Consider the following 18,019-nt stretch of genomic DNA (forward strand, 5'->3'; position numbering starts at 1 on the left):
GACACCCACACGGGGGTGTAAGCGCCGGAACCAAAATAAATATTTGGCACTGACATTCATCGACACACTATTGAGTTCTCAAAGAACACACGCACCAGAATCTCACCGGCGTGAACCGGGTCTCGATCGGCTGGGCAACTTTTACAGCTTAGCTCAGTCAAGCGTGCGGAACCAAATCCGTGATCTTGTGCTGATCCAGTGTGATCGTCAGGCGCTCATCGTACATCCTCGTGTCCCGGGCCTCTCGGCTCCGGGTCGGTGTCCGTGTCGCTCTGACTTGAAATAAGTTACGTGTCCGCCATGATCATTGTCAAATCGCCTGGTCAGGACGGGTTTCCCACGCGCTGGACGTCGGCGCCGAGCGCGGCGAGGTTCTCCACGAAGTTCGGATAGCCGCGATCGATGTGGAAGACGTCGTGCACCTCGGTTACCCCGTCGGCCACCAGACCCGCGAGCACCAGACCCGCGCCGGCCCGGATATCCGACGACCACACCGGCGCGCTCGACAGCCGCGGAATGCCGCGCACCACCGCGTGGTGACCATCGGTCCGCGCGTCGGCGCCCAGCCGGATCATCTCCTCGACGAACCGGAACCGCGCCTCGAAGACGTTCTCGGTGATCATCGAGGTGCCGTCCGCAATCGCCGCCAGGCCGATGGCCATCGGCTGCAGGTCGGTCGGGAATCCCGGAAAGGGCAGCGTCGCGAAGTTCACCGCGCGCGGGCGCTCCGGCTGCACGACACGAAAACCGTTGGGCTCGAACGATATTCGCGCCCCGGCCGAGCGCAGCTTGTCCAGTACCAGGGACAGATGCTTGGGATTGATCCCGATCACCCGCACATCGCCCAGCGTCATCGCCGCCGCGATGCCCCACGTCGCGGCGACGATCCGGTCCCCGATCACCTGATGGGTGGCCGGGGAGAGCTTGCGCACGCCCTCGATGGTCAGCACCGAGGTGCCGGCGCCGTGGATCCGCGCGCCCATGCGGGTCAGCATCGTGCACAGATCGACGATGTCGGGCTCGCGCGCGGCATTGTCGATCACCGTCTCGCCCTCGGCGAGCACGGCCGCCATCAGGATGTTCTCGGTGGCGCCGACCGACGGGAAGTCCAGCCGGATCCGGGCGCCCTGCAGCTCGTCGGCTCGGGCCACCACGCAGCCATGTTCGATTTCGCTGGTCGCACCGAGTAGCCGCAGGCCAGCCTGGTGCATATCGAGCGGGCGCGAACCGATCGCATCACCGCCCGGCAACGCCACCACCGCCCGGCGGCACCGGGCCATCAGCGGGCCGAGCACGCAGACCGAGGCCCGGAACTGCGTCACCGCCGGGAAGTCCGCGTGGTACTTGGGCTCCGCCGGGGTGGTGATCCTGACCACCGACCCGTTGACCGCGACATCGCAGCCCAGGCCGCGCAGCACCTCCGCCATCAGCGGCACGTCGAGAATGTCCGGGCAGTTCGTGATCGTCGTCGTGCCCTCGGCCAGCAGGGCGGCGGCCATCAGCTTCAGGACGCTGTTCTTCGCGCCTCCCACCGTGACCTCGCCGACGAGCCGGCTCCCCCCGGTAACCAGAAACCGTTCACTCACAGCGACTCCTCGCTAGCGCTCGTCGCCGCGGCGCCCGCAGTGTCATTGGTTCGGTCGCAAGCTCCCTCACGGTCGGCGCTCATCGGCGTCGTGCATGCAGCACGCTGTGCTGAGGGTTCGTTCACAGCGGTCAGCCTAACGGTCGGGGCCATCGATCGTGGCCTCTCCGCCGGTGTGCTCCTGTCCGGTGGCACCGGGACGCCACAGCACATCGCCCTGTGGATTCGCCACCCGCCCGAGTATGAAGAGCAGGTCCGAGAGGCGATTCAGGTACCTCGCCGGCAGCACGCTCGTGTCCTCCGGGTGCGCGTCCACGGCCGCCCAGGCCGCGCGCTCGGCCCGCCGGACCACCGTCCGCGCGGTGTGCAGCAGCGCGGCCAGGGGCGTGCCACCAGGCAGAATGAACGAATTCAACGGTGCCAGTTCGGCATTGAATTCATCACACCAGGCCTCGAGCCGGTCGATGTATGGCTGGGTGATGCGCAGGGGCGGATACTTCGGTTCGGCCACAACGGGAGTGGACAGGTCCGCACCGGCGTCGAACAGATCGTTCTGGACCCGACGCAGCACGTCGGCCAGCGCCGGTTCGGGCTGCCCTAACGCAATTGCGACACCGATCGCGGCGTTGGCCTCGTCACAGTCGGCGTACGCGACCAGCCGCGGATCGGTCTTGGCCACGCGCGAGAAATCGCTCAGACCGGTGGTGCCGTCGTCGCCGGTTCGCGTATAGATCCGCGTCAGATGCACACTCACAGGCTCACCCTCATATCAGAAGTACATCCTCGTCCCGGTCAGGCCGGCCGGCGACGGATCCGCTCGGAAGGCCTCGACTCGACCCAGGACAGGAACGCGGCCAGCGCACCCCGATCCAGGGCGAGCTCGTAACTGCCGTCGCCGTCCGACACCGCGATCACGATGATGTCATCGGTCATGATGTCGTACTCGTCACCCACCGGCCCGCGCCGATCGACGACCTCGATGCCGAGGCGCCGAATCGTCGAATCCGCACCGAATTTCAGGCTGGTCAGCTTGTAGAAGACCAGCTGGTTCTCGCGATAGCGGATCAGCCCGTGGCGCCAGCCCTGGCCGCCCTTGGCCGGGAGTACGCGCAGGATCGCGGCCGTGCCGCCGCGGCGCAACATCACCAGCCGGTACAACGAGGCGAGCCCGACAGCGACAAGCAGCAACACCAGAATGATCAGCAACACCATCCCGGTCCGCAATCCAGGTCCGTCCCTTCGCTGAAGCCCCTGTTCGTCGCGAGTGCCGTGCCATCCCATACAACGTCACCGTGTGGGCGAGTCTACAAACCGCCCCGCGCGGGGAATCGCCCGGTACACCCCTGCCCCGCGCGCGGCCGCCGATGTCCGGGCCCGCCTGCGTTCTTCAGGCGAAAACCACACGTGCACACGGAGATTCAAGACCCCCAGAAACACGCATGCCGCGCCGGCGGCGCGCCCGGCATATCGGACACCCCGTCGGCGCGGCGGACGAGCTCAGCCCATCGTGAACGGCGCTCCGTAGATGGTGCTGAAGCTCTCGGTGTTGTCGGTCGAGACGTCCACGCCCGCGAACAGGCGCGCCTGCGCGTACCCGCCGCAGCCGTTGACCGCGAACGTCTCGTCGATCCAGCTGACGCTCGCGTGCGGCCCGTGCACGGTGGTGTGCTTCTTGTGGCTCTCCTGGCCGTAGTCGTCGGGCTGCTCGATGTCCAGAATGAAGTTCGCGCCCGCCTGGCCGGGGCCGAGCGTCAGGGTTTCGGTGTCGCCGATGGCCCCCGTCAGGAGGGCGGTGCTGGATGCGGGCGCGGTCCCGGACTCGCTCTCGCCGGTGCCGAGCGAGCTGATGTTGACCTGGCAGCCCACGATGTAGCCGGGGTTGATCTCGATGGACGCGCTGGACGCCTTGGGCCCGGACACGTCCACCACCACCCGGCCGGTCGTCCACGCGTTGCGATGCAACGGCGTGGCGCCCATCGACCCGCTGACCTTCGCCGACTCCCCGACGATGGACAGGTGAACGACCGTGCCGTCACCGAGCGTGCGGGTGATCGACGCGTCCGGCAGTGGAATCAAGGTGTCGGCGTTGGCCGCGCCCGACGAGCCGAACCCCAGGCCTACCCCGACCGTCGCGACGATCGCGGCTACGCGGGAACTGGGCGTGGATATTCCGGTCATGCGTGTGGTCTCCGTTCGCTCTGCGGTCGTCACCCGAGGGTGAACGGCTGGCCGTACAGGGTCGTCTTGGAATAGTCGGCGCCGATGACCTCGACCACCGAGAACTGCCGGGCCTGCGCGTAGCCCGCGCACCCCTGCACGTTCATGTCGAAATCCTGATAGTTGAGGTGGTAGGTGCCGGACTTGGTCATATCGATGTTGTCGATCTGCACCCACGTCACCGAGCCCGGGCTCAGCGGGAAGGACACCGCTCCCAGCACCGAGGGCGGATTGGTGATGGTGAAACCCGCACCCGCGGAGAGATTGCCGAGCGACACCTGGCACCCGACGATGTAACCGACGGTCAGACCGGACGATCCGTGCGTGGAGGAATCATTGGTGCCGGGATTGTTCTGCGCACCGTTGTTGGGCCCGACCGCACCGTTCGGCGTGACGATATCGACGGTGACGTTTCCCGACACCCACGCCGTGCGACCGGCGCCGTTCGCCGCCAGCGACGGCGAAACCTTGGCCGATTCCCCGGTGCTGACGATCCGCACGCCGGGTCCGTTGATATGCCCGTTCGGCAGCGGGATGAAACTGTCGGCGCGGGCCGCACCCGGCGACCACAGCCCCAGGGCGGCGACAACCGCCATCGCGCCGACGCCCAACCGGGCCAGGCCCGGCCATTTCCTCGTGTCCATCGTGCTCATCGACCCCTCGCTCATCATTGCGATTGCGCGGCCCGTCGCCACTGCCCGGATGAAGACGGCCCCCGCGCCAATCCACAACTCGGTACGGAAAGCTCTGATAAATCCGATTGCGCGGTAATTCCGTGCCGGTGCGACGCCGGCCTGGCAAAGACTCGAATCACCCCATACTGAACGGCTCCCCCCACAGCGTGACCATGCTCTCGGTGTTGTCCGTGGCGACATCGGCGGCGATGAACGACCGCGCGGTGGCCGCGCCGGCGCATCCGTCGATCGCGAACGTCTCATCCCCCCAGGTGACGCTCGAATGCGGACCGCCGATCACCTGCGTGTACTGCTTGTGCGATTCGCGGTGGTAGTCGTCGGGCTGTTCCAGGTCCAGGATGTAGAGGGCCTGCGCCTGTCCCGGGCCGATAGTCAGCGCTTCGGCGAACGTGGACTGCAGGGTTCCGGCGCTGCGAGCCGTCGTGTGCGGCGTATATGCCTCCACCACACCGGAGTTCAGCCCGCCGATCGACACCTGGCATCCGACGATGTAGCCCGGATACAGCTTGATCGACAGGCCCGGCTGATGCGCCTTGGGCCCGGACACATCGACCACCCCGCGGCCGGACACCCACACATTGCGATGCAGTGGAGTGTCGCCCAGCGACGGGTTGATCGTCGCGGATTCGCCGTCGATATGCAGCGATACCGCGGTGCCGTCCGCGAGCGTCCGATTGATCGCGCCACCCGGCAGGGGAATGTGGGTATCGGCCCGGCTCCTGCCCGGATCGCCCGTCACGATGGCGATCACTCCCACCAGCAGCGCGGCCACGGCCGGGGCGCGCAGGAATGTCCCACGCCGGCCCGGCATGCGATCGGTTCGCGGTCGCTTCATCCGGATCATCCGATGCTGAACGGCTGGCCGTACAACGTGGTCTTGCCGTAATCCGGGCCGATGATCTCGACCACCGAAAACTGGCGCGCCTGCGCGAATCCGCCGCAGTTCTCGATATTCATGGAAACGTCCTGGTAGCTGACGTGATATGTGCCCGATTTGGTCATGTCGATATTGTTGATCTGCACCCACTTGACCTGGCCGGGTGCAATGGGAATCGTGGCGTTGCCGCCGATGGTAGGGATGGCGTTGTTGAATGCCAGCGTCACGCCGACCGGCGTATTGAGCAGCTGCACCTGACATCCCACGATGTAGCCGACGGTGAGCCCGGACGAACCGTGCGTCGAGGAGTCGTTGGTGCCGGGATTGTTCTGCGCGCCGTTATTGGGTCCGACGGCGCCCGGCGGGGTGTCGATCTCGGCGGTGACATCGCCAGAGACCCAGGCGACGCGGCCGGCGCCGTTGGCCGCCAGCGACGGCGACACCACCGCGTGCTCCCCCCTGCTGGAGATCCGAATGCCGTGGCTGTCAATATGTCCCGGGGGTAATGCGACGAACGCATCGGCCGAGGCCGCGCCGGGCGACAACAATCCGATCGCCATGGCGGCGGCCGTAATCGAGGTGACGGCGCAGACATTCCGCGGCCGGAGGATCGCCCGCCTGTACTTCCTCATCCACCCTCGCTCAGTGTGGCGAGATCCCACCCGTCATGCCGAGTGCGACCGCGCTGCGCCAACTCGTCGTGCTGGAGGTAAAGCCGATCAATCGGGCAGAACTGCCCGATCGTGGTCGAGCCGTGATCAGGTAGTGCGAAGTTCAGGTGGAGCAGCACGCGTGAAAATCCGCGTGCCCGGACATAACTGGTGACGGGTCAGCGAACGGCACTGCGCCGGAAGAACTTCAATGTTGCAGTGGTGCACGCGCTTTACGACCTCGCGCAGAATCATAACCATACGTTTGCAGTTGCGTACACCGGATGCATCGAATTGTGTCGCTGCGTCGGCCGCCGAGACCACCGCGCCCGCGAGAATGGTTCTCCCCCAGCGCAATCCGATAGAACGACCCGAGACACAAAAAACGAGTGGCGATTCCGGATTTGCCCGGAATCGCCACTCGTTGGTGAATGCGATTTCGCTATAGGGAGCTCGAGCCAGCGGCCTCGACCGCCCGCACGCGGCCCGTGGCCATGTTGCGCTCCTGCTCGGTGGCATTCGGGTCGGCCAGCACCGCGCGGGCCGCATCGACATCCACATCGCCCGCGAAATCCGCTGTCTCCGCGAGAATCCGCACGGTGGCGCCGGTGACCGAGAAGAATCCGCCGTTCACCGCCGCGACGATCCGCTCGCCCTCGGTCCCGACGATCGTCACGACGCCGCCCTCGACGAGCTGGCCCAGCACCGGCTCGTGGCCATGCAGAATACCGATCTGGCCCTCGGTGGTCTGGGCACTGACGAAGCTCGCCGTCCCGGACCACAGCCGGCGCTCGATCGAGACCAGATCCACTGACATGTCAGCCATGGTGGCCTACTTCCCGGCGATCTTCTTCGCGGCCGCCTCGACGTCGTCCAGGCCACCGCAGGAGTTGAACGCCTGCTCGGGGAAGTGGTCGAACTCGCCCTTGCAGACGCGGTCGAAGTCGTCGATGGTCTGCTCCAGCGGCACGACCGAACCCGGCTGGCCGGTGAACTTCTCGGCGACGATGAAGTTCTGGCCCAGGAACTTCTCCAGGCGACGGGCGCGGCCGACGAGGACCTTGTCCTCCTCGGAGAGCTCGTCCATACCCAGAATCGCGATGATGTCCTGAAGTTCCTTGTACTTCTGCAGGATTCGCTTGACCTCGTTGGCCACATCGAAGTGCCGCTGACCCAGGATCGAGGCCTCCAGAATGCGGGAGGTCGAGGTCAGCGGGTCGACGGCGGGGTAGATACCCTTCTGCGAAATCGGGCGGGAGAGCTCGGTGGTCGCATCCAGGTGGGCGAAGGTGGTCGCCGGCGCCGGGTCGGTGTAGTCGTCCGCGGGCACGTAGATCGCCTGCATCGAGGTGATCGAGCGGCCACGGGTCGAGGTGATGCGCTCCTGCAGCTGGCCCATCTCGTCGGCCAGGGTCGGCTGGTAACCGACGGCCGAGGGCATGCGGCCCAGCAGGGTCGAGACCTCGGAACCGGCCTGGGTGAACCGGAAGATGTTGTCGATGAACAGCAGCACGTCCTGGTTCTGCACATCGCGGAAGTACTCCGCCATGGTCAGCGCCGAGAGGGCCACGCGCATACGCGTGCCCGGCGGCTCGTCCATCTGGCCGAAGACGAGGGCGGTGTCCTGAAGGACGCCCATCTCCTCCATTTCCAGGTGCAGGTCGGTGCCCTCACGGGTGCGCTCACCGACGCCCGCGAACACCGAGGTGCCGGAGAACTCGCGGGCGATACGGGTGATCATCTCCTGGATCAGAACGGTCTTGCCGACACCGGCGCCACCGAACAGACCGATCTTGCCGCCCTTGACGTACGGGGTCAGCAGGTCGATGACCTTCACACCGGTCTCGAGGATCTCGGTCTTGCCCTCGAGCTGGTCGAACGACGGCGGCTGGCGGTGGATGCCCCACTGCTCGCCGTCGCGGCCGGTGCCCGGCGCGTCGAGGCAGTCGCCGAGGGCGTTGAAGACGTGGCCCTTGACGACGTCACCGACGGGCACCGAGATCGGCTTGCCGGTGTCCTCGACGGGCACGCCGCGGACCAGGCCGTCGGTCGGCTGCATCGAGATGGTGCGAACGATGTTGTCGCCCAGGTGCTGCGCGACCTCGAGGGTCAGCGTCTTGGCCACCGAGGGCAGCGTGACCTGCGCGTGCAGGGCGTTGAACAGCTCCGGGATGGAACCCCGCGGGAACTCGACGTCGACGACGGGGCCGATGATCCGGGCGACGCGGCCTGTGCCAGCGCCCGCCCGGCTCGTGTTCTCTTGTGTGAGAGATGCGGTCATTGTTCTCTTTCTGGATGGACGGGCTAGTCGCGATCCGATGCCGACGCCAGCGCGTTTGCGCCGCCGACGATTTCGCTGATTTCCTGCGTGATCTGGGCCTGCCGCGCCGAGTTCGCCTGCCGGGTCAGCGTGCTGACCAGATCGGTGGCGTTGTCGGTGGCCGCCTTCATTGCGGTGCGGCGCGCGGCCGACTCCGAGGCCGCGGCCTCGAGCAATGACGAGTAGATGCGGGTGTTGATGTACTTCGGCAACAGCGCGCCGAGCAGCTTGTCCGCATCGGGCTCGAACTCGTACAGCGAACTGATCTGCGCGGTCGGCGAATCGGACAGCATGTCCTCGCCGAGTTCGTAGGTCTCCTCGATGTAGTCCACGTGGATCGGTGCCAGCCGGCGAACCTCCGGCACCTGCGACAGCATCGACACGAACCGGGTGTAGACGATGTGCAGCTCGTCCACGCCGGCGACGGTGCCCTCGCCGCTCGGCGCCGGAACCTGCTCCTGGGAGCCGGCCATGAAGGCCTCCACCAGGTGGTTGCAGGCCTCCGACGCGTCGGTGTAGTGCGGCTGCTGGGAGAACCCCGTCCATGAGCCCAACGGACGGCGGCTGCGGAAGGTGTAGTAGGTCACACCCTTCGCGCCCATCACGTAGATCACCGGCTCCTTGCCCTCGGAGCGCAGCGTCTGCATGAGCTCCTCCGCGCGCCTGAGCACGTTGGAGTTGTAGCCGCCGCACATACCGCGGTCGCTGGTGATCACCAGGATCGCGGCGCGGGTCGGCTCGGCCCGCTCGACCAGTAGCGGATGCGAGAGATTCTGCGAGGCGCCGGCGAGCTCGCCGAGCACCTTGGTGATCTCCTCCGCATACGGCTTCGCGGCGGCGACCCGGGCCTGCGCCTTGCTGATTCGCGAAGTCGCGATCAGCTCCTGCGCCTTGGTGATCTTCTTGATCGAACTCACACTACGAATGCGGGAGCGCAGTTCGCGAATACTTGCCATGCCTACCGCCTCCCTTCATTCGTCTTGTCCGACAATCCCATTGGCTCGCCCGCGTTACTTCTCGACGTGCTTGCGGTGGACGGCGACGGACTCGACCTCTTCGTGGTCCAGCTTGCCCGCGGCGGCCTCGTTGACCACGCGGCTGCCGTCAGCGGCGATGAAGCCCTGCTTGAAGCGATCGGTCTCGGCCTTGAACTTGTCCGCCGTCTCGCCCTCGAGCTTCTTGCCGCCCTCGATGGCCTTGAAGGCCTCGGCCGCGGTGCGGTGCAGGCTCTCGAGCAGCTCGGAGTTGAAGCGGCGCACGTCGCCGACCGGGACGGTGTCGTAGTAGCCCGCGTCGACCAGGAAGATCGACACGATCTGGTCCTCGACCGCGACCGGCGAGTACTGGTTCTGCTTGAGCAACTCGACCCAGCGGGCGCCGCGCTCGAGCTGGGCCAGCGAAGCGGCATCCAGGTCGGAGGCGAAGGCGGAGAACGCCTCCAGCTCGCGGTACTGGGCCAGCTCCAGGCGCAGCGAACCGGCGACCTGCTTCATGCCCTTGGTCTGGGCGGCGCCACCGACACGGGAGACGGAGGTACCGACGTTGATCGCCGGGCGCACACCCTTGTTGAACAGGTCGGACTCGAGGAAGACCTGGCCGTCGGTGATGGAGATGACGTTGGTCGGGATGAACGCGGAGACGTCACCGGCCTTGGTCTCGATGATCGGCAGCGCGGTCATCGAGCCGGCGCCCATCTCGTCCGAGAGCTTCGCGCAGCGCTCCAGCAGGCGCGAGTGCAGGTAGAACACGTCGCCGGGGTACGCCTCGCGGCCCGGCGGGCGGCGCAGCAGCAGCGAGATCGAGCGGTAGGCCTCGGCCTGCTTGGACAGGTCGTCGAACACGATCAGCACGTGCTTGCCCTGGTACATCCAGTGCTGGCCGATGGCCGAACCCGTGTAGGGCGCAAGCCACTTGAAGCCGGCGGAGTCCGACGCGGGCGCCGCGACGATGGTGGTGTACTCCATCGCGCCCTGCGCCTCCAGCGCGGCCTTCACGCCCGCGATGGTGGAGCCCTTCTGACCGATGGCGACGTAGATGCAGCGCATCTGCTTGGTCGGATCGCCCGACTCCCAGTTCGCCTTCTGGTTCAGGATGGCATCGATGCAGACCGCGGTCTTACCGGTCTTGCGGTCGCCGATGATCAGCTGACGCTGGCCGCGGCCGATGGCGGTCAGGGCGTCGATGGCGGTGATGCCGGTGGCCATCGGCTCGCCGACGGGCTGGCGCTGGAGCACCGTGGCCGCCTGCAGCTCGAGCACGCGGCGGTCGTCGGCCTCGATCTCGCCCAGGCCGTCGATCGGCTGGCCGAGCGGGTTCACCACGCGGCCCAGGAACTTGTCGCCGACGGGCACCGAGAGCACGTCGCCGGTGCGGCGGACCGTCTGGCCCTCCTCGATGGTGTCGAACTCACCCAGGATGACCGCACCGATCTCGGTGTCCTCCAGGTTCAGTGCGACGCCCAACACGCCGCCCGGGAATTCGAGCAGCTCGTTGGCCATCGCCGAGGGCAGGCCGCTGACGTGCGCGATGCCGTCGCTGGTGTCGGTGACCGTGCCGACCTCCTCGATGGAGGTCTCGGGGGTGTAGGCCTGGGTGTAGCTCTCGATCGCGCTACGGATCTCATCGGGGGAGATCGTCAGCTCCGCCATGTTCTTCCTGCTCTCGCTGGTCTGGTCTGGAATGTCGTTGTGGGGTGCCGGTGTCGGCTAGAGGAGCGTCTGCCGCAGGCGCGCAAGCCGCCCGACGGCGCTGCCGTCGATCACGTCGTCGCCGACGCGCACGACGACACCGGCCAGCAGCTCCGGGTCGACCTGGACGTGCACGGTGATCGGCCGGTCGTAGATGCGCTGCAGCGAGGCCGCCAACTGCTCGCGCTGCTGCTGCGTCAGCTCGGTCGCCGCCCGCACGTGCGCCACGATCTGCTTGCGCAGCGACGCGGCCAGATCGGCCAGCTCGTCGAAGGCCGTGCCCACGTCGCCGCGCGAGCGGCTCACGGCCTGCTCGGCGAGCTGGAGGGTGACGTCCTCGACCTTTCCGGTGAGCAGGCGCGCGACCAGCTCCCGCTTGGCCTGCGCCGACTTGCCGCGGTCGGCCAGCGCCTGCTCGAGGTCCGGATGGTCCTCGACGATCCGGCCGAGCCGGAACAGTTCGTCCTCGACCGCGTCGATGCGCCCGCGGTCGGCCGCGGCACGCAGCAGCGCCTCCCGCCCGAGCAGGACGAGGGTGTCGACCAGATCCCGGCTACGGGACCAGTCCTGGGCGACGGCGGTGGTCAGCACGGCCTGCGTGGCCACGCTGATCTTTCCGCCGAAGAGCCGTTCGGCCAGTTCGGCGCGCGCCGAACTGGCCACCGACTTGTCTGCGAGCGCCACACGCAACGAACGCTGGTCGTCGAGCACGTCGACGACGGCGAACAATTCGGAACCCGTCGTGGCGGCGACGGTGTCACTCCCGGTGAGAGCGGCCGAAAGAGCTTCCCGGGCACGGGAGTTCGCCTCGCGGCTCGCTGCGTACATGCTTCCCACTTGTGTCGTTACCTTCCGACCCCGATGCCTGCCTGCAGATCCAATTCTGCAAGGAACCGGTCGATGGACGCAGCCTGCTTGGCCTCATCGGCCACGGACTGCCCGATGATCTTCTCAGCAAGGTCTACCGCAGTGTGGCCGAGTTCGGAACGAAGCTCGGTCACGATCTGCTGACGTTGCGCCTCGAGCTGTGCGTGCCCGGACGCCACGATGCGGTCGGCCTCGGCCTGCGCCTCCGCGCGCAACTGCGCGAGGATCTGCTGGCCCTGGGTGCGCGCCTCTTCACGGATCCGCGCGGCCTCGAGCCGGGCGTCGGCCAGTTGCTGCTGGTACTGCGACAGCGTGGCCTGCGCCTGCTCCTGTGCGACCTCCGCCTTCTCGAGCCCGCCCTCGATCTTCTCGGAGCGTTCGTCGAGCACCTTGGTCAACCGCGGGACGACGTACTTGAAGAAGACGACGCCGACGACGACGAAAACCACCGCCGACCAGAAAATGTCGTACGGCTCGGGAATCAGCGGGTTCGGATCCGAACCAGCGGCCGCGAGCAAAATCATCCCGTTCATGGCAATCAGAAGATGAAGCCGGCGACGAGACCGATCAGGGCCAGCGCCTCGGTGAACGCGATACCCAGGAACATGTTGGTCCGGATGGTGCCCTGCAGCTCGGGCTGACGGGCGATGCCCTCGATCGCCTTACCGACGACGATGCCGACACCGATGCCGGGGCCGATAGCAGCCAGACCATAACCAATGGCGCCGTAGCCCTTCACCTTGTCGGTGGTCTGGGCGAGCTCGGTGGCCATGTAGGAGAGGCTCATGAGATTTCATTTCCCTTTCTGTTGCCCACCCACCCGGCGGCGTGTGGGGCAGTTCATGTGCGTGTGCAGTTGTGCCGCAGGTCAGTGCGAATCCGCATGCTGCGCCAGGCCGATGTACACGGCTGTCAGCAGCGCGAAAACGTACGCCTGCAGGAAGATGACCAGCAGTTCGAACAGTGTGAAGGCGAAACCGCCGGCCAGCGAGAACGGGGACAGGCCCTTCATCCAGACGGCGCCGTCGAACAGGAAGAACTGGGTGGCCGCGAAGAACAGCACCAGCATGACGTGTCCGGCGAGCATATTTGCCATGAGTCGGACGGTCAGCGTGAACGGGCGCAGGATGAAGGTCGAGATGAACTCGATCGGAATCAGCAGGATGTGCATCGCCCACGGCACATTGGGCACCACGATGGACGAGTGCAGGTATCGCCAGAAGCCGTACTTCTTGATGCCGACGTAGTTGAACGTGACGTACGCGACAACCGCCAGCACCAGCGGCATACCGATACGCGCATTCGACGACACGTTCAGGAACGGGATGACGCTGGAGAAGTTCAGGAACAGCACCGTGAAGAAGATCGACGCGATGAGCGGGAAATACTTGCGGCCGGTTTCCTTGCCGAGTACCTCGAAGCAGATCTGTTCGCGCACGAATACCAGTCCGTATTCGGCGACGTTCTGCAGACCGCGCGGTACGAGTTTGGGGCTGCGGAATGCGAGCAACATCACGGCCACCAGCACGGCCGCCATGATGATGCGAATCAGCATCAGCCGGTTGAGCTCGAAAGGCGTCCCCGCGAACAGCACCGCTGAAGGGAAGAAGTCGGTTAGCGAAGGCGCATGGAACTCGCCCGCCAAAGTGGTGACGCTCAGCGTTCTCTCCCGTGTTCGGGCCGCGAGCCATAGTGAACTCACGGTTCGGACATTGACGATCAGGTGGGTCGACTGAGGTCGGCTCGAGGTTCGTCAGCAGCTGAGGCGGGAAGATCCCGCTCGAGGCGTCTGTACGTCGGCGACATCGTCGACGGTGCAGAGCCGAACCCAGAGGTCCGGCACGGCTGCAAGCATAACCCGGAGTGGCTGGATCGAGGCGATCGCCCCCACTGATCGGATGCTTACGGTAAAGAGTTTACCAAGCAATCTACGACGCTGTGTAGGGGGTCCCGCTCAAAGATTTGAATGATCTTGTTGTTGCCGGTCATCCGGGGTGGGCATGACCGGAACACGCTGGCGCAGTAGGCCGAACGTCTCGGCGCCCAGCACGATCAGCAGCGCCGCGACGACGGTGAGGAACAGCGTTCCGCGGCTGTAGAAGTCGAACTGCTTCAACACCGCGATCACGATCATGACAACCAGGAGTTTGCCAACCCAGCTGGCAAGCATCACCATGCCCTGAATGCCGGATTCCAATTTCGCACTGAACAGCACCAGAGCGGCCGTGGTCAGGATGAAGAACCCGCCGATTGCCGAACCGATCAGCGCGCCCCACAGGCCGGCCAGGCCCGCGACGATCGAACCGACGACGGACGAAACCACCACCAGCACAATCAATCCGGCAATGCCGTAGCGCAGCGCTCCGCGAAGTGGCGCGTCCTGATGGTTGTCCGGTGTGCTCACGACTCCACCTCGCTGGCGCTCGGCTCCGTCGTGCGCACCGCGCGCCGGCTCATCGGTTCGCTGCGCTTCGCTCCGCTCACGCCGCCCGAGTTTACTCGCCGCTTACTTCGGGCCCGTCCGCCGCCCGACGACCGCGCCGGCGCCGCAGGCCCACGGCCTCGCGCAGCGAGGGCACCGCGGTCAGCACCAGCGCCAGCACCAATCCGGCCGCGAACAGCAGCACCACCAGGCGACGATCGATCAGCGAGGAACCCACCGCCGCGAAGGCAAGCACCCCGACCCACAGATAGATGGTCAGCACGACCCGGCGCTGCGAATGTCCGATCTGCAGCAGCCGGTGGTGCAGATGCATTTTGTCCGGTGTGGAAAAGCTCACACCCGCACGCGCACGGCGCACGATAGCGAGCACCAGATCCAGCACCGGAATAAACATCACGGCCCCCACCAGCAACAATGGCGAGAGCAGACCGACAATGTCGCGGGCGCCGTAGCTGGTGAGCGGAATTCGGCCGGACGCGCCGGTGGAGACGGCCGCGAGCATGAGCCCGATCAGCATCGATCCGGAATCGCCCATGAATATTCGCGCGGGCTGGAAATTATGTGCCAGAAATCCCAGGCAGCCGCCCGCCAGCGCGGCGGCCAGCAGCGCGGGCGGATAGCCGTCGGTGGCCCCGCCCTGCTGATACAGCAGCCCGGCGGCGAATACGAACACCGCCACCGCCGCGATCACCCCGAGGCCGGCCGCGAGCCCGTCCAGGCCGTCCACGAAATTCCATGCGTTGATCATCGTGACCGTGATGGCGACGGTCACCATGCCGCCGTACAGCTGGTCCAGCACCACGGTGGTGTTGGTGAACGGGTTGTAGATCGCCACCCAGCTCAGCCCCATCACCGCCATCACGCCGGCGGCGGTGACCTGGCCGACGAACTTCGTCAGCGCGTCCAGGCCCCACCGGTCATCGATGATGCCCACCAGCACGATGAGCGTGCCCGCGACCACCACCGCCGGGATGTCGTGGGGATAGTCGAAGCCGCGCCGCAGCGCGGGCAACTGGTGGGCGAACAGCACCGCGGCCAGCACGCCCAGGTAGATGCCGACGCCACCCATTCGCGGAATCGGTTTGGTGTGCACGTCACGCGCGCGGGGGATGGCGACGGCGCCGAACTTGATCGCCAGCACCCGAATGGCGCCGGTGGACAGCAGCGTCACCACCGCCGCCACCAGCAGTACCAGCAGTAGCTCACGCAGCGGAACGACCGCGCCCTGGCTGAATATCATCTACCAGGCCGTCACCGCGCGACTTCGGGCGACAGTTCGCCGGGCGCGATACCCAGGACCTCGCCCACCTGCGCGGCGGTGATCGCGCCCTCGCGCAGGATGCGCGGCGCGTCCCCGGTCAGATCGACGATCGTCGAGGCCACACCGTGCTCGGCCGGTCCACCGTCCAGATAAACGCTCACTGCCTCACCGAATTGGATCCGGGCCTCCTCGGCGGACGCGGCCGGGGGCTGCCCGGAAATATTCGCGCTCGAGCACGCGATGGGGCCTACCTCACGCAACAGCTCCAGCGCGACCGGATGCAGCGGCATCCGCAGCATCACCGTGCCGCGGGTGTCGCCGAGATCCCACGCCAGCGAAGGTGCCTGCTGCACCACCAGGCTCAGCCCACCCGGCCAGAAGGCTCGAATCAGATCGCGCGCGGACTGCGGCACCGAGAACACGAGACCGTCGATGGTGTTCCACGAGCCGACCAGCACCTGCACCGGCATGTCCCGGCCGCGGCGCTTGGCCGCCAGCAGCGCGCCGACGGCGGCCGAATCGAACGCGTCGGCAGCGATGCCGTACAGCGTGTCGGTCGGGATGACGGCCAATCGTCCGGATTTCAGCGCGGTCCGGGCGGCGGTCAGCCCGGCGGCGCGTGTATCGGGATCGGAGCAGTCGTAGACGGTACTCACCCGGGAGAGTGTAGGTGTTGCCCCTGAGAGCGGTGTGACGGGAGTCGCCGAGGAGCCGCCCATTCAACGCACCAGGCGGCCGAGAAGGGCCGAGGCGCAGGCGATTCCGAGCACCGCGGCCGCGACGAGGACCCCCAGGTCCAGCCACAGGTTGTCCGCGGCGCCGATCAGGAGCCCGCGCAGCGCGTCGACCTCGTAGCTGAGCGGGTTGACATGGCTGATCGTGCGCAGCCAGCCGGGCATGAGGTTGATCGGGTACGGCGCGTTGGAGGCGAAGAACAGCGGCATCGTGATGGCCTGGCCGATACCCATCAGCCGGTCGCGCTTGACCACCAGCCCGGCGATCGTCATGGACAGGCAGGCGATCCGATTCGCGAGCTCAGTGCCCGCGCGCGGGCCAGGCCCCGCGGCGCCTGGACATTGCGCAGCCCTCCCTCCAGGTTCGTGTCCTCGTCCAGGCCGGCGCCCGTGTGGTGGCGGAACACGTCCTCGAGGGTGGCGCTAGGGCCGAGCGCGGCCTTCAGCTCGGCCGGGGAGCCGACCGCCCGCAGCACGCCCTGGTGCAGCATCGCGACGCGATCGCAGAGCTCGTCGGCCTCGGACATGTAGTGGGTGGTCAGCAGGACGGTCGTGCCGAATCGCCGGCGCAGCTCCCGCACCCGATCCCAGACGCTGTCGCGGGGATCTCGGTGAAGGAGGTTGCCGCGGAGATGGGGCTGGCGGCCAACAGCGTGCGCGAACAGGATTCGGACGATCGGCGGGTGAACCGAGATCGTCGTGGTGCAGGTCGGCGGGCGCTACGGCGACTGAATGGTGCGGCGGGCGGTGACGAAGCGGGGCTTGCCCGCGAGGTCGGGGTGTTCGGTGACGGCTTCGAAGGAAGTGGCGACCAGCAGGGCCGCCACCCCGGAACCGTTGGTGTCGTCGTGCTCGATCGCCGCGACGCCGCCGGGGCGCAGCAGGCGGGTGATGGTGGCGATCATGGGGCGGATTACGGTCAGGCCGTCGGGGCCGCCGAAGAGGGCCAGGTGCGGATCGTGGTCCGCGACTTCGGGATCGAGTGCGGCGCCCTCGGGAATGTACGGCGGATTGGAGACCACGACGTCGACACGGCCGTTCAGGGCGGACAGGATTCCGGGGTCGGTGACGTCGCCGGCGTGCAGCGTGATCGGCGTATCCCCCTCGGCCGCCTGACGATCGGCATTGCGTTGCGCCCATTCGCGTGCGGCCGGGTCGATTTCGACCGCGTGCACGTCGATGTCGGGGCGGGCGTGGGCGATCGCGAGCGCCAGGGCGCCCGATCCGGTGCACAGATCCACGACGACGGGCACGTGTTCGTGCCCGATCCCCTCCAATTGCCCCAGCGCCCAGGCGAACAGCAGCTCGGTCTCGGGCCGGGGCACGAAAACCCCGGGACCGACCTCGAGATCGAGCTCGCCCATGGCCGCGAGGCCCGTGAGATGCTGCAGCGGAATGCGTTCGGCGCGCCGGTCGATCAGCTTCTCGAACTCGGCCACCTGCTCGGCGGACACCATCGGGACCAGCGCCAGGCGCGAGCGCTCGATGCCGAGCACGTGCGCGGCGAGGAATTCGGCGTCGGCGCCGGGGCTGTGCACACCGGCCGCCCGCAGCCGTTCGGCGCCCCGGCTGATCACGGGACGGAGTTGTACGCGACTCACACTGTTCCGCCTCTCCGCGATTTCAGCGTGCCGTTGCCTACCAGGAGACCTGCTCGTCGGGCCGGCTGATGACGGCCCGCTC

General features: G+C 66.9%; 19 protein-coding genes and 2 pseudogenes. All 21 read right to left on the reverse strand.

The window, feature by feature from the left end; genetic code table 11:
• Nucleotides 1-323 precede the first annotated feature (323 nt).
• Nucleotides 324-1,586, reverse strand: coding sequence for a UDP-N-acetylglucosamine 1-carboxyvinyltransferase (gene murA, locus ABH933_RS16420; RefSeq protein ID WP_429427506.1), 1,263 nt, complete (start codon nt 1,584-1,586; stop codon nt 324-326).
• Between the two features lie 135 nt (nt 1,587-1,721).
• The gene (locus ABH933_RS16425; protein ID WP_429427504.1) at nt 1,722-2,339 is read right to left on the reverse strand and encodes a cob(I)yrinic acid a,c-diamide adenosyltransferase; all 618 of its coding nucleotides are present in this window, start codon (nt 2,337-2,339) and stop codon (nt 1,722-1,724) included.
• A gap of 38 nt (nt 2,340-2,377) precedes the next feature.
• The gene (locus ABH933_RS16430) at nt 2,378-2,797 is read right to left on the reverse strand and encodes a DUF2550 domain-containing protein (RefSeq protein ID WP_215916624.1); all 420 of its coding nucleotides are present in this window, start codon (nt 2,795-2,797) and stop codon (nt 2,378-2,380) included.
• A gap of 285 nt (nt 2,798-3,082) precedes the next feature.
• Nucleotides 3,083-3,763, reverse strand: a complete 681-nt coding sequence (locus ABH933_RS16435) for an MspA family porin (protein ID WP_429427502.1) — start codon at nt 3,761-3,763, stop codon at nt 3,083-3,085.
• 29 nt (nt 3,764-3,792) lie between these two features.
• Nucleotides 3,793-4,455: an MspA family porin gene (locus ABH933_RS16440; RefSeq protein WP_429427500.1), complete on the reverse strand. Its 663-nt coding sequence runs from the start codon at nt 4,453-4,455 to the stop codon at nt 3,793-3,795.
• 157 nt (nt 4,456-4,612) lie between these two features.
• Nucleotides 4,613-5,332 carry an MspA family porin gene (locus ABH933_RS16445; protein ID WP_429427498.1) on the reverse strand — a complete coding sequence of 240 codons (720 nt, stop codon included), beginning with the start codon at nt 5,330-5,332 and terminating at the stop codon, nt 4,613-4,615.
• Between the two features lie 5 nt (nt 5,333-5,337).
• Entirely contained in the window at nt 5,338-5,922 is a 585-nt protein-coding gene (locus ABH933_RS16450) for an MspA family porin (protein WP_429427496.1), read from the reverse strand.
• Nucleotides 5,923-6,466: 544 nt separating this feature from the next.
• Nucleotides 6,467-6,850, reverse strand: coding sequence for a F0F1 ATP synthase subunit epsilon (locus ABH933_RS16455; protein ID WP_429427494.1), 384 nt, complete (start codon nt 6,848-6,850; stop codon nt 6,467-6,469).
• Nucleotides 6,851-6,856: 6 nt separating this feature from the next.
• On the reverse strand, nt 6,857-8,305 hold the full coding sequence (gene atpD / locus ABH933_RS16460) for a F0F1 ATP synthase subunit beta (protein ID WP_215916620.1): 1,449 nt from the start codon (nt 8,303-8,305) through the stop codon (nt 6,857-6,859).
• A gap of 23 nt (nt 8,306-8,328) precedes the next feature.
• The gene (locus tag ABH933_RS16465) at nt 8,329-9,300 is read right to left on the reverse strand and encodes a F0F1 ATP synthase subunit gamma (RefSeq protein ID WP_429427492.1); all 972 of its coding nucleotides are present in this window, start codon (nt 9,298-9,300) and stop codon (nt 8,329-8,331) included.
• A 54-nt stretch (nt 9,301-9,354) separates the two neighbouring features.
• Nucleotides 9,355-10,992, reverse strand: a complete 1,638-nt coding sequence (gene atpA / locus ABH933_RS16470) for a F0F1 ATP synthase subunit alpha (protein ID WP_215916618.1) — start codon at nt 10,990-10,992, stop codon at nt 9,355-9,357.
• 57 nt (nt 10,993-11,049) lie between these two features.
• A complete protein-coding gene (locus tag ABH933_RS16475; RefSeq protein ID WP_429427527.1) occupies nt 11,050-11,859 on the reverse strand; it encodes a F0F1 ATP synthase subunit delta in 810 nt (269 codons plus the stop codon).
• Between the two features lie 17 nt (nt 11,860-11,876).
• Nucleotides 11,877-12,431, reverse strand: a complete 555-nt coding sequence (locus ABH933_RS16480; protein WP_429427490.1) for a F0F1 ATP synthase subunit B — start codon at nt 12,429-12,431, stop codon at nt 11,877-11,879.
• A gap of 5 nt (nt 12,432-12,436) precedes the next feature.
• On the reverse strand, nt 12,437-12,685 hold the full coding sequence (locus ABH933_RS16485) for an ATP synthase F0 subunit C (protein ID WP_429427488.1): 249 nt from the start codon (nt 12,683-12,685) through the stop codon (nt 12,437-12,439).
• Nucleotides 12,686-12,766: 81 nt separating this feature from the next.
• Complete coding sequence (gene atpB / locus ABH933_RS16490; RefSeq protein WP_429427525.1) at nt 12,767-13,492, reverse strand: F0F1 ATP synthase subunit A; 726 nt, start codon at nt 13,490-13,492, stop codon at nt 12,767-12,769.
• A gap of 360 nt (nt 13,493-13,852) precedes the next feature.
• The gene (locus ABH933_RS16495) at nt 13,853-14,302 is read right to left on the reverse strand and encodes a hypothetical protein (RefSeq protein ID WP_429427486.1); all 450 of its coding nucleotides are present in this window, start codon (nt 14,300-14,302) and stop codon (nt 13,853-13,855) included.
• Between the two features lie 91 nt (nt 14,303-14,393).
• Nucleotides 14,394-15,581 (reverse strand): MraY family glycosyltransferase, encoded by a 1,188-nt coding sequence (locus tag ABH933_RS16500; protein WP_429427484.1) that lies wholly within the window; start codon nt 15,579-15,581, stop codon nt 14,394-14,396.
• A gap of 11 nt (nt 15,582-15,592) precedes the next feature.
• Nucleotides 15,593-16,258 carry an L-threonylcarbamoyladenylate synthase gene (locus ABH933_RS16505; RefSeq protein WP_215916612.1) on the reverse strand — a complete coding sequence of 222 codons (666 nt, stop codon included), beginning with the start codon at nt 16,256-16,258 and terminating at the stop codon, nt 15,593-15,595.
• A 63-nt stretch (nt 16,259-16,321) separates the two neighbouring features.
• Nucleotides 16,322-16,621, reverse strand: a pseudogene (locus ABH933_RS16510) (ABC transporter permease); the annotation flags it as partial.
• Nucleotides 16,606-16,938 (reverse strand): annotated as a pseudogene (locus ABH933_RS16515) (hypothetical protein); the annotation flags it as partial. The pseudogenes ABH933_RS16510 and ABH933_RS16515, both read right to left, overlap by 16 nt.
• Before the next feature lie 117 nt (nt 16,939-17,055).
• Nucleotides 17,056-17,937, reverse strand: a complete 882-nt coding sequence (prmC, locus tag ABH933_RS16520) for a peptide chain release factor N(5)-glutamine methyltransferase (RefSeq protein ID WP_429427482.1) — start codon at nt 17,935-17,937, stop codon at nt 17,056-17,058.
• Between the last annotated feature and the right edge of the window lie 82 nt (nt 17,938-18,019).

The organism is Nocardia sp. GP40 (assembly GCF_050434125.1).
Lineage (GTDB): Bacteria > Actinomycetota > Actinomycetes > Mycobacteriales > Mycobacteriaceae > Nocardia > Nocardia albiluteola.

Bases quoted from the DNA above. Each gene is read 5' to 3' on its own strand.
- ABH933_RS16430 (WP_215916624.1), bottom strand. From the start codon at position 2,797: ATGGTGTTGCTGATCATTCTGGTGTTGCTGCTTGTCGCTGTCGGGCTC.
- ABH933_RS16435 (WP_429427502.1), bottom strand. From the start codon at position 3,763: ATGACCGGAATATCCACGCCCAGTTCCCGCGTAGCCGCGATCGTCGCG.
- ABH933_RS16440 (WP_429427500.1), bottom strand. From the start codon at position 4,455: ATGAGCACGATGGACACGAGGAAATGGCCGGGCCTGGCCCGGTTGGGC.
- ABH933_RS16445 (WP_429427498.1), bottom strand. From the start codon at position 5,332: ATGAAGCGACCGCGAACCGATCGCATGCCGGGCCGGCGTGGGACATTC.
- ABH933_RS16455 (WP_429427494.1), bottom strand. From the start codon at position 6,850: ATGGCTGACATGTCAGTGGATCTGGTCTCGATCGAGCGCCGGCTGTGG.
- atpD (WP_215916620.1), bottom strand. From the start codon at position 8,305: ATGACCGCATCTCTCACACAAGAGAACACGAGCCGGGCGGGCGCTGGC.
- ABH933_RS16465 (WP_429427492.1), bottom strand. From the start codon at position 9,300: ATGGCAAGTATTCGCGAACTGCGCTCCCGCATTCGTAGTGTGAGTTCG.
- atpA (WP_215916618.1), bottom strand. From the start codon at position 10,992: ATGGCGGAGCTGACGATCTCCCCCGATGAGATCCGTAGCGCGATCGAG.
- ABH933_RS16475 (WP_429427527.1), bottom strand. From the start codon at position 11,859: ATGTACGCAGCGAGCCGCGAGGCGAACTCCCGTGCCCGGGAAGCTCTT.
- ABH933_RS16480 (WP_429427490.1), bottom strand. From the start codon at position 12,431: ATGAACGGGATGATTTTGCTCGCGGCCGCTGGTTCGGATCCGAACCCG.
- ABH933_RS16485 (WP_429427488.1), bottom strand. From the start codon at position 12,685: ATGAGCCTCTCCTACATGGCCACCGAGCTCGCCCAGACCACCGACAAG.
- ABH933_RS16500 (WP_429427484.1), bottom strand. From the start codon at position 15,581: ATGATATTCAGCCAGGGCGCGGTCGTTCCGCTGCGTGAGCTACTGCTG.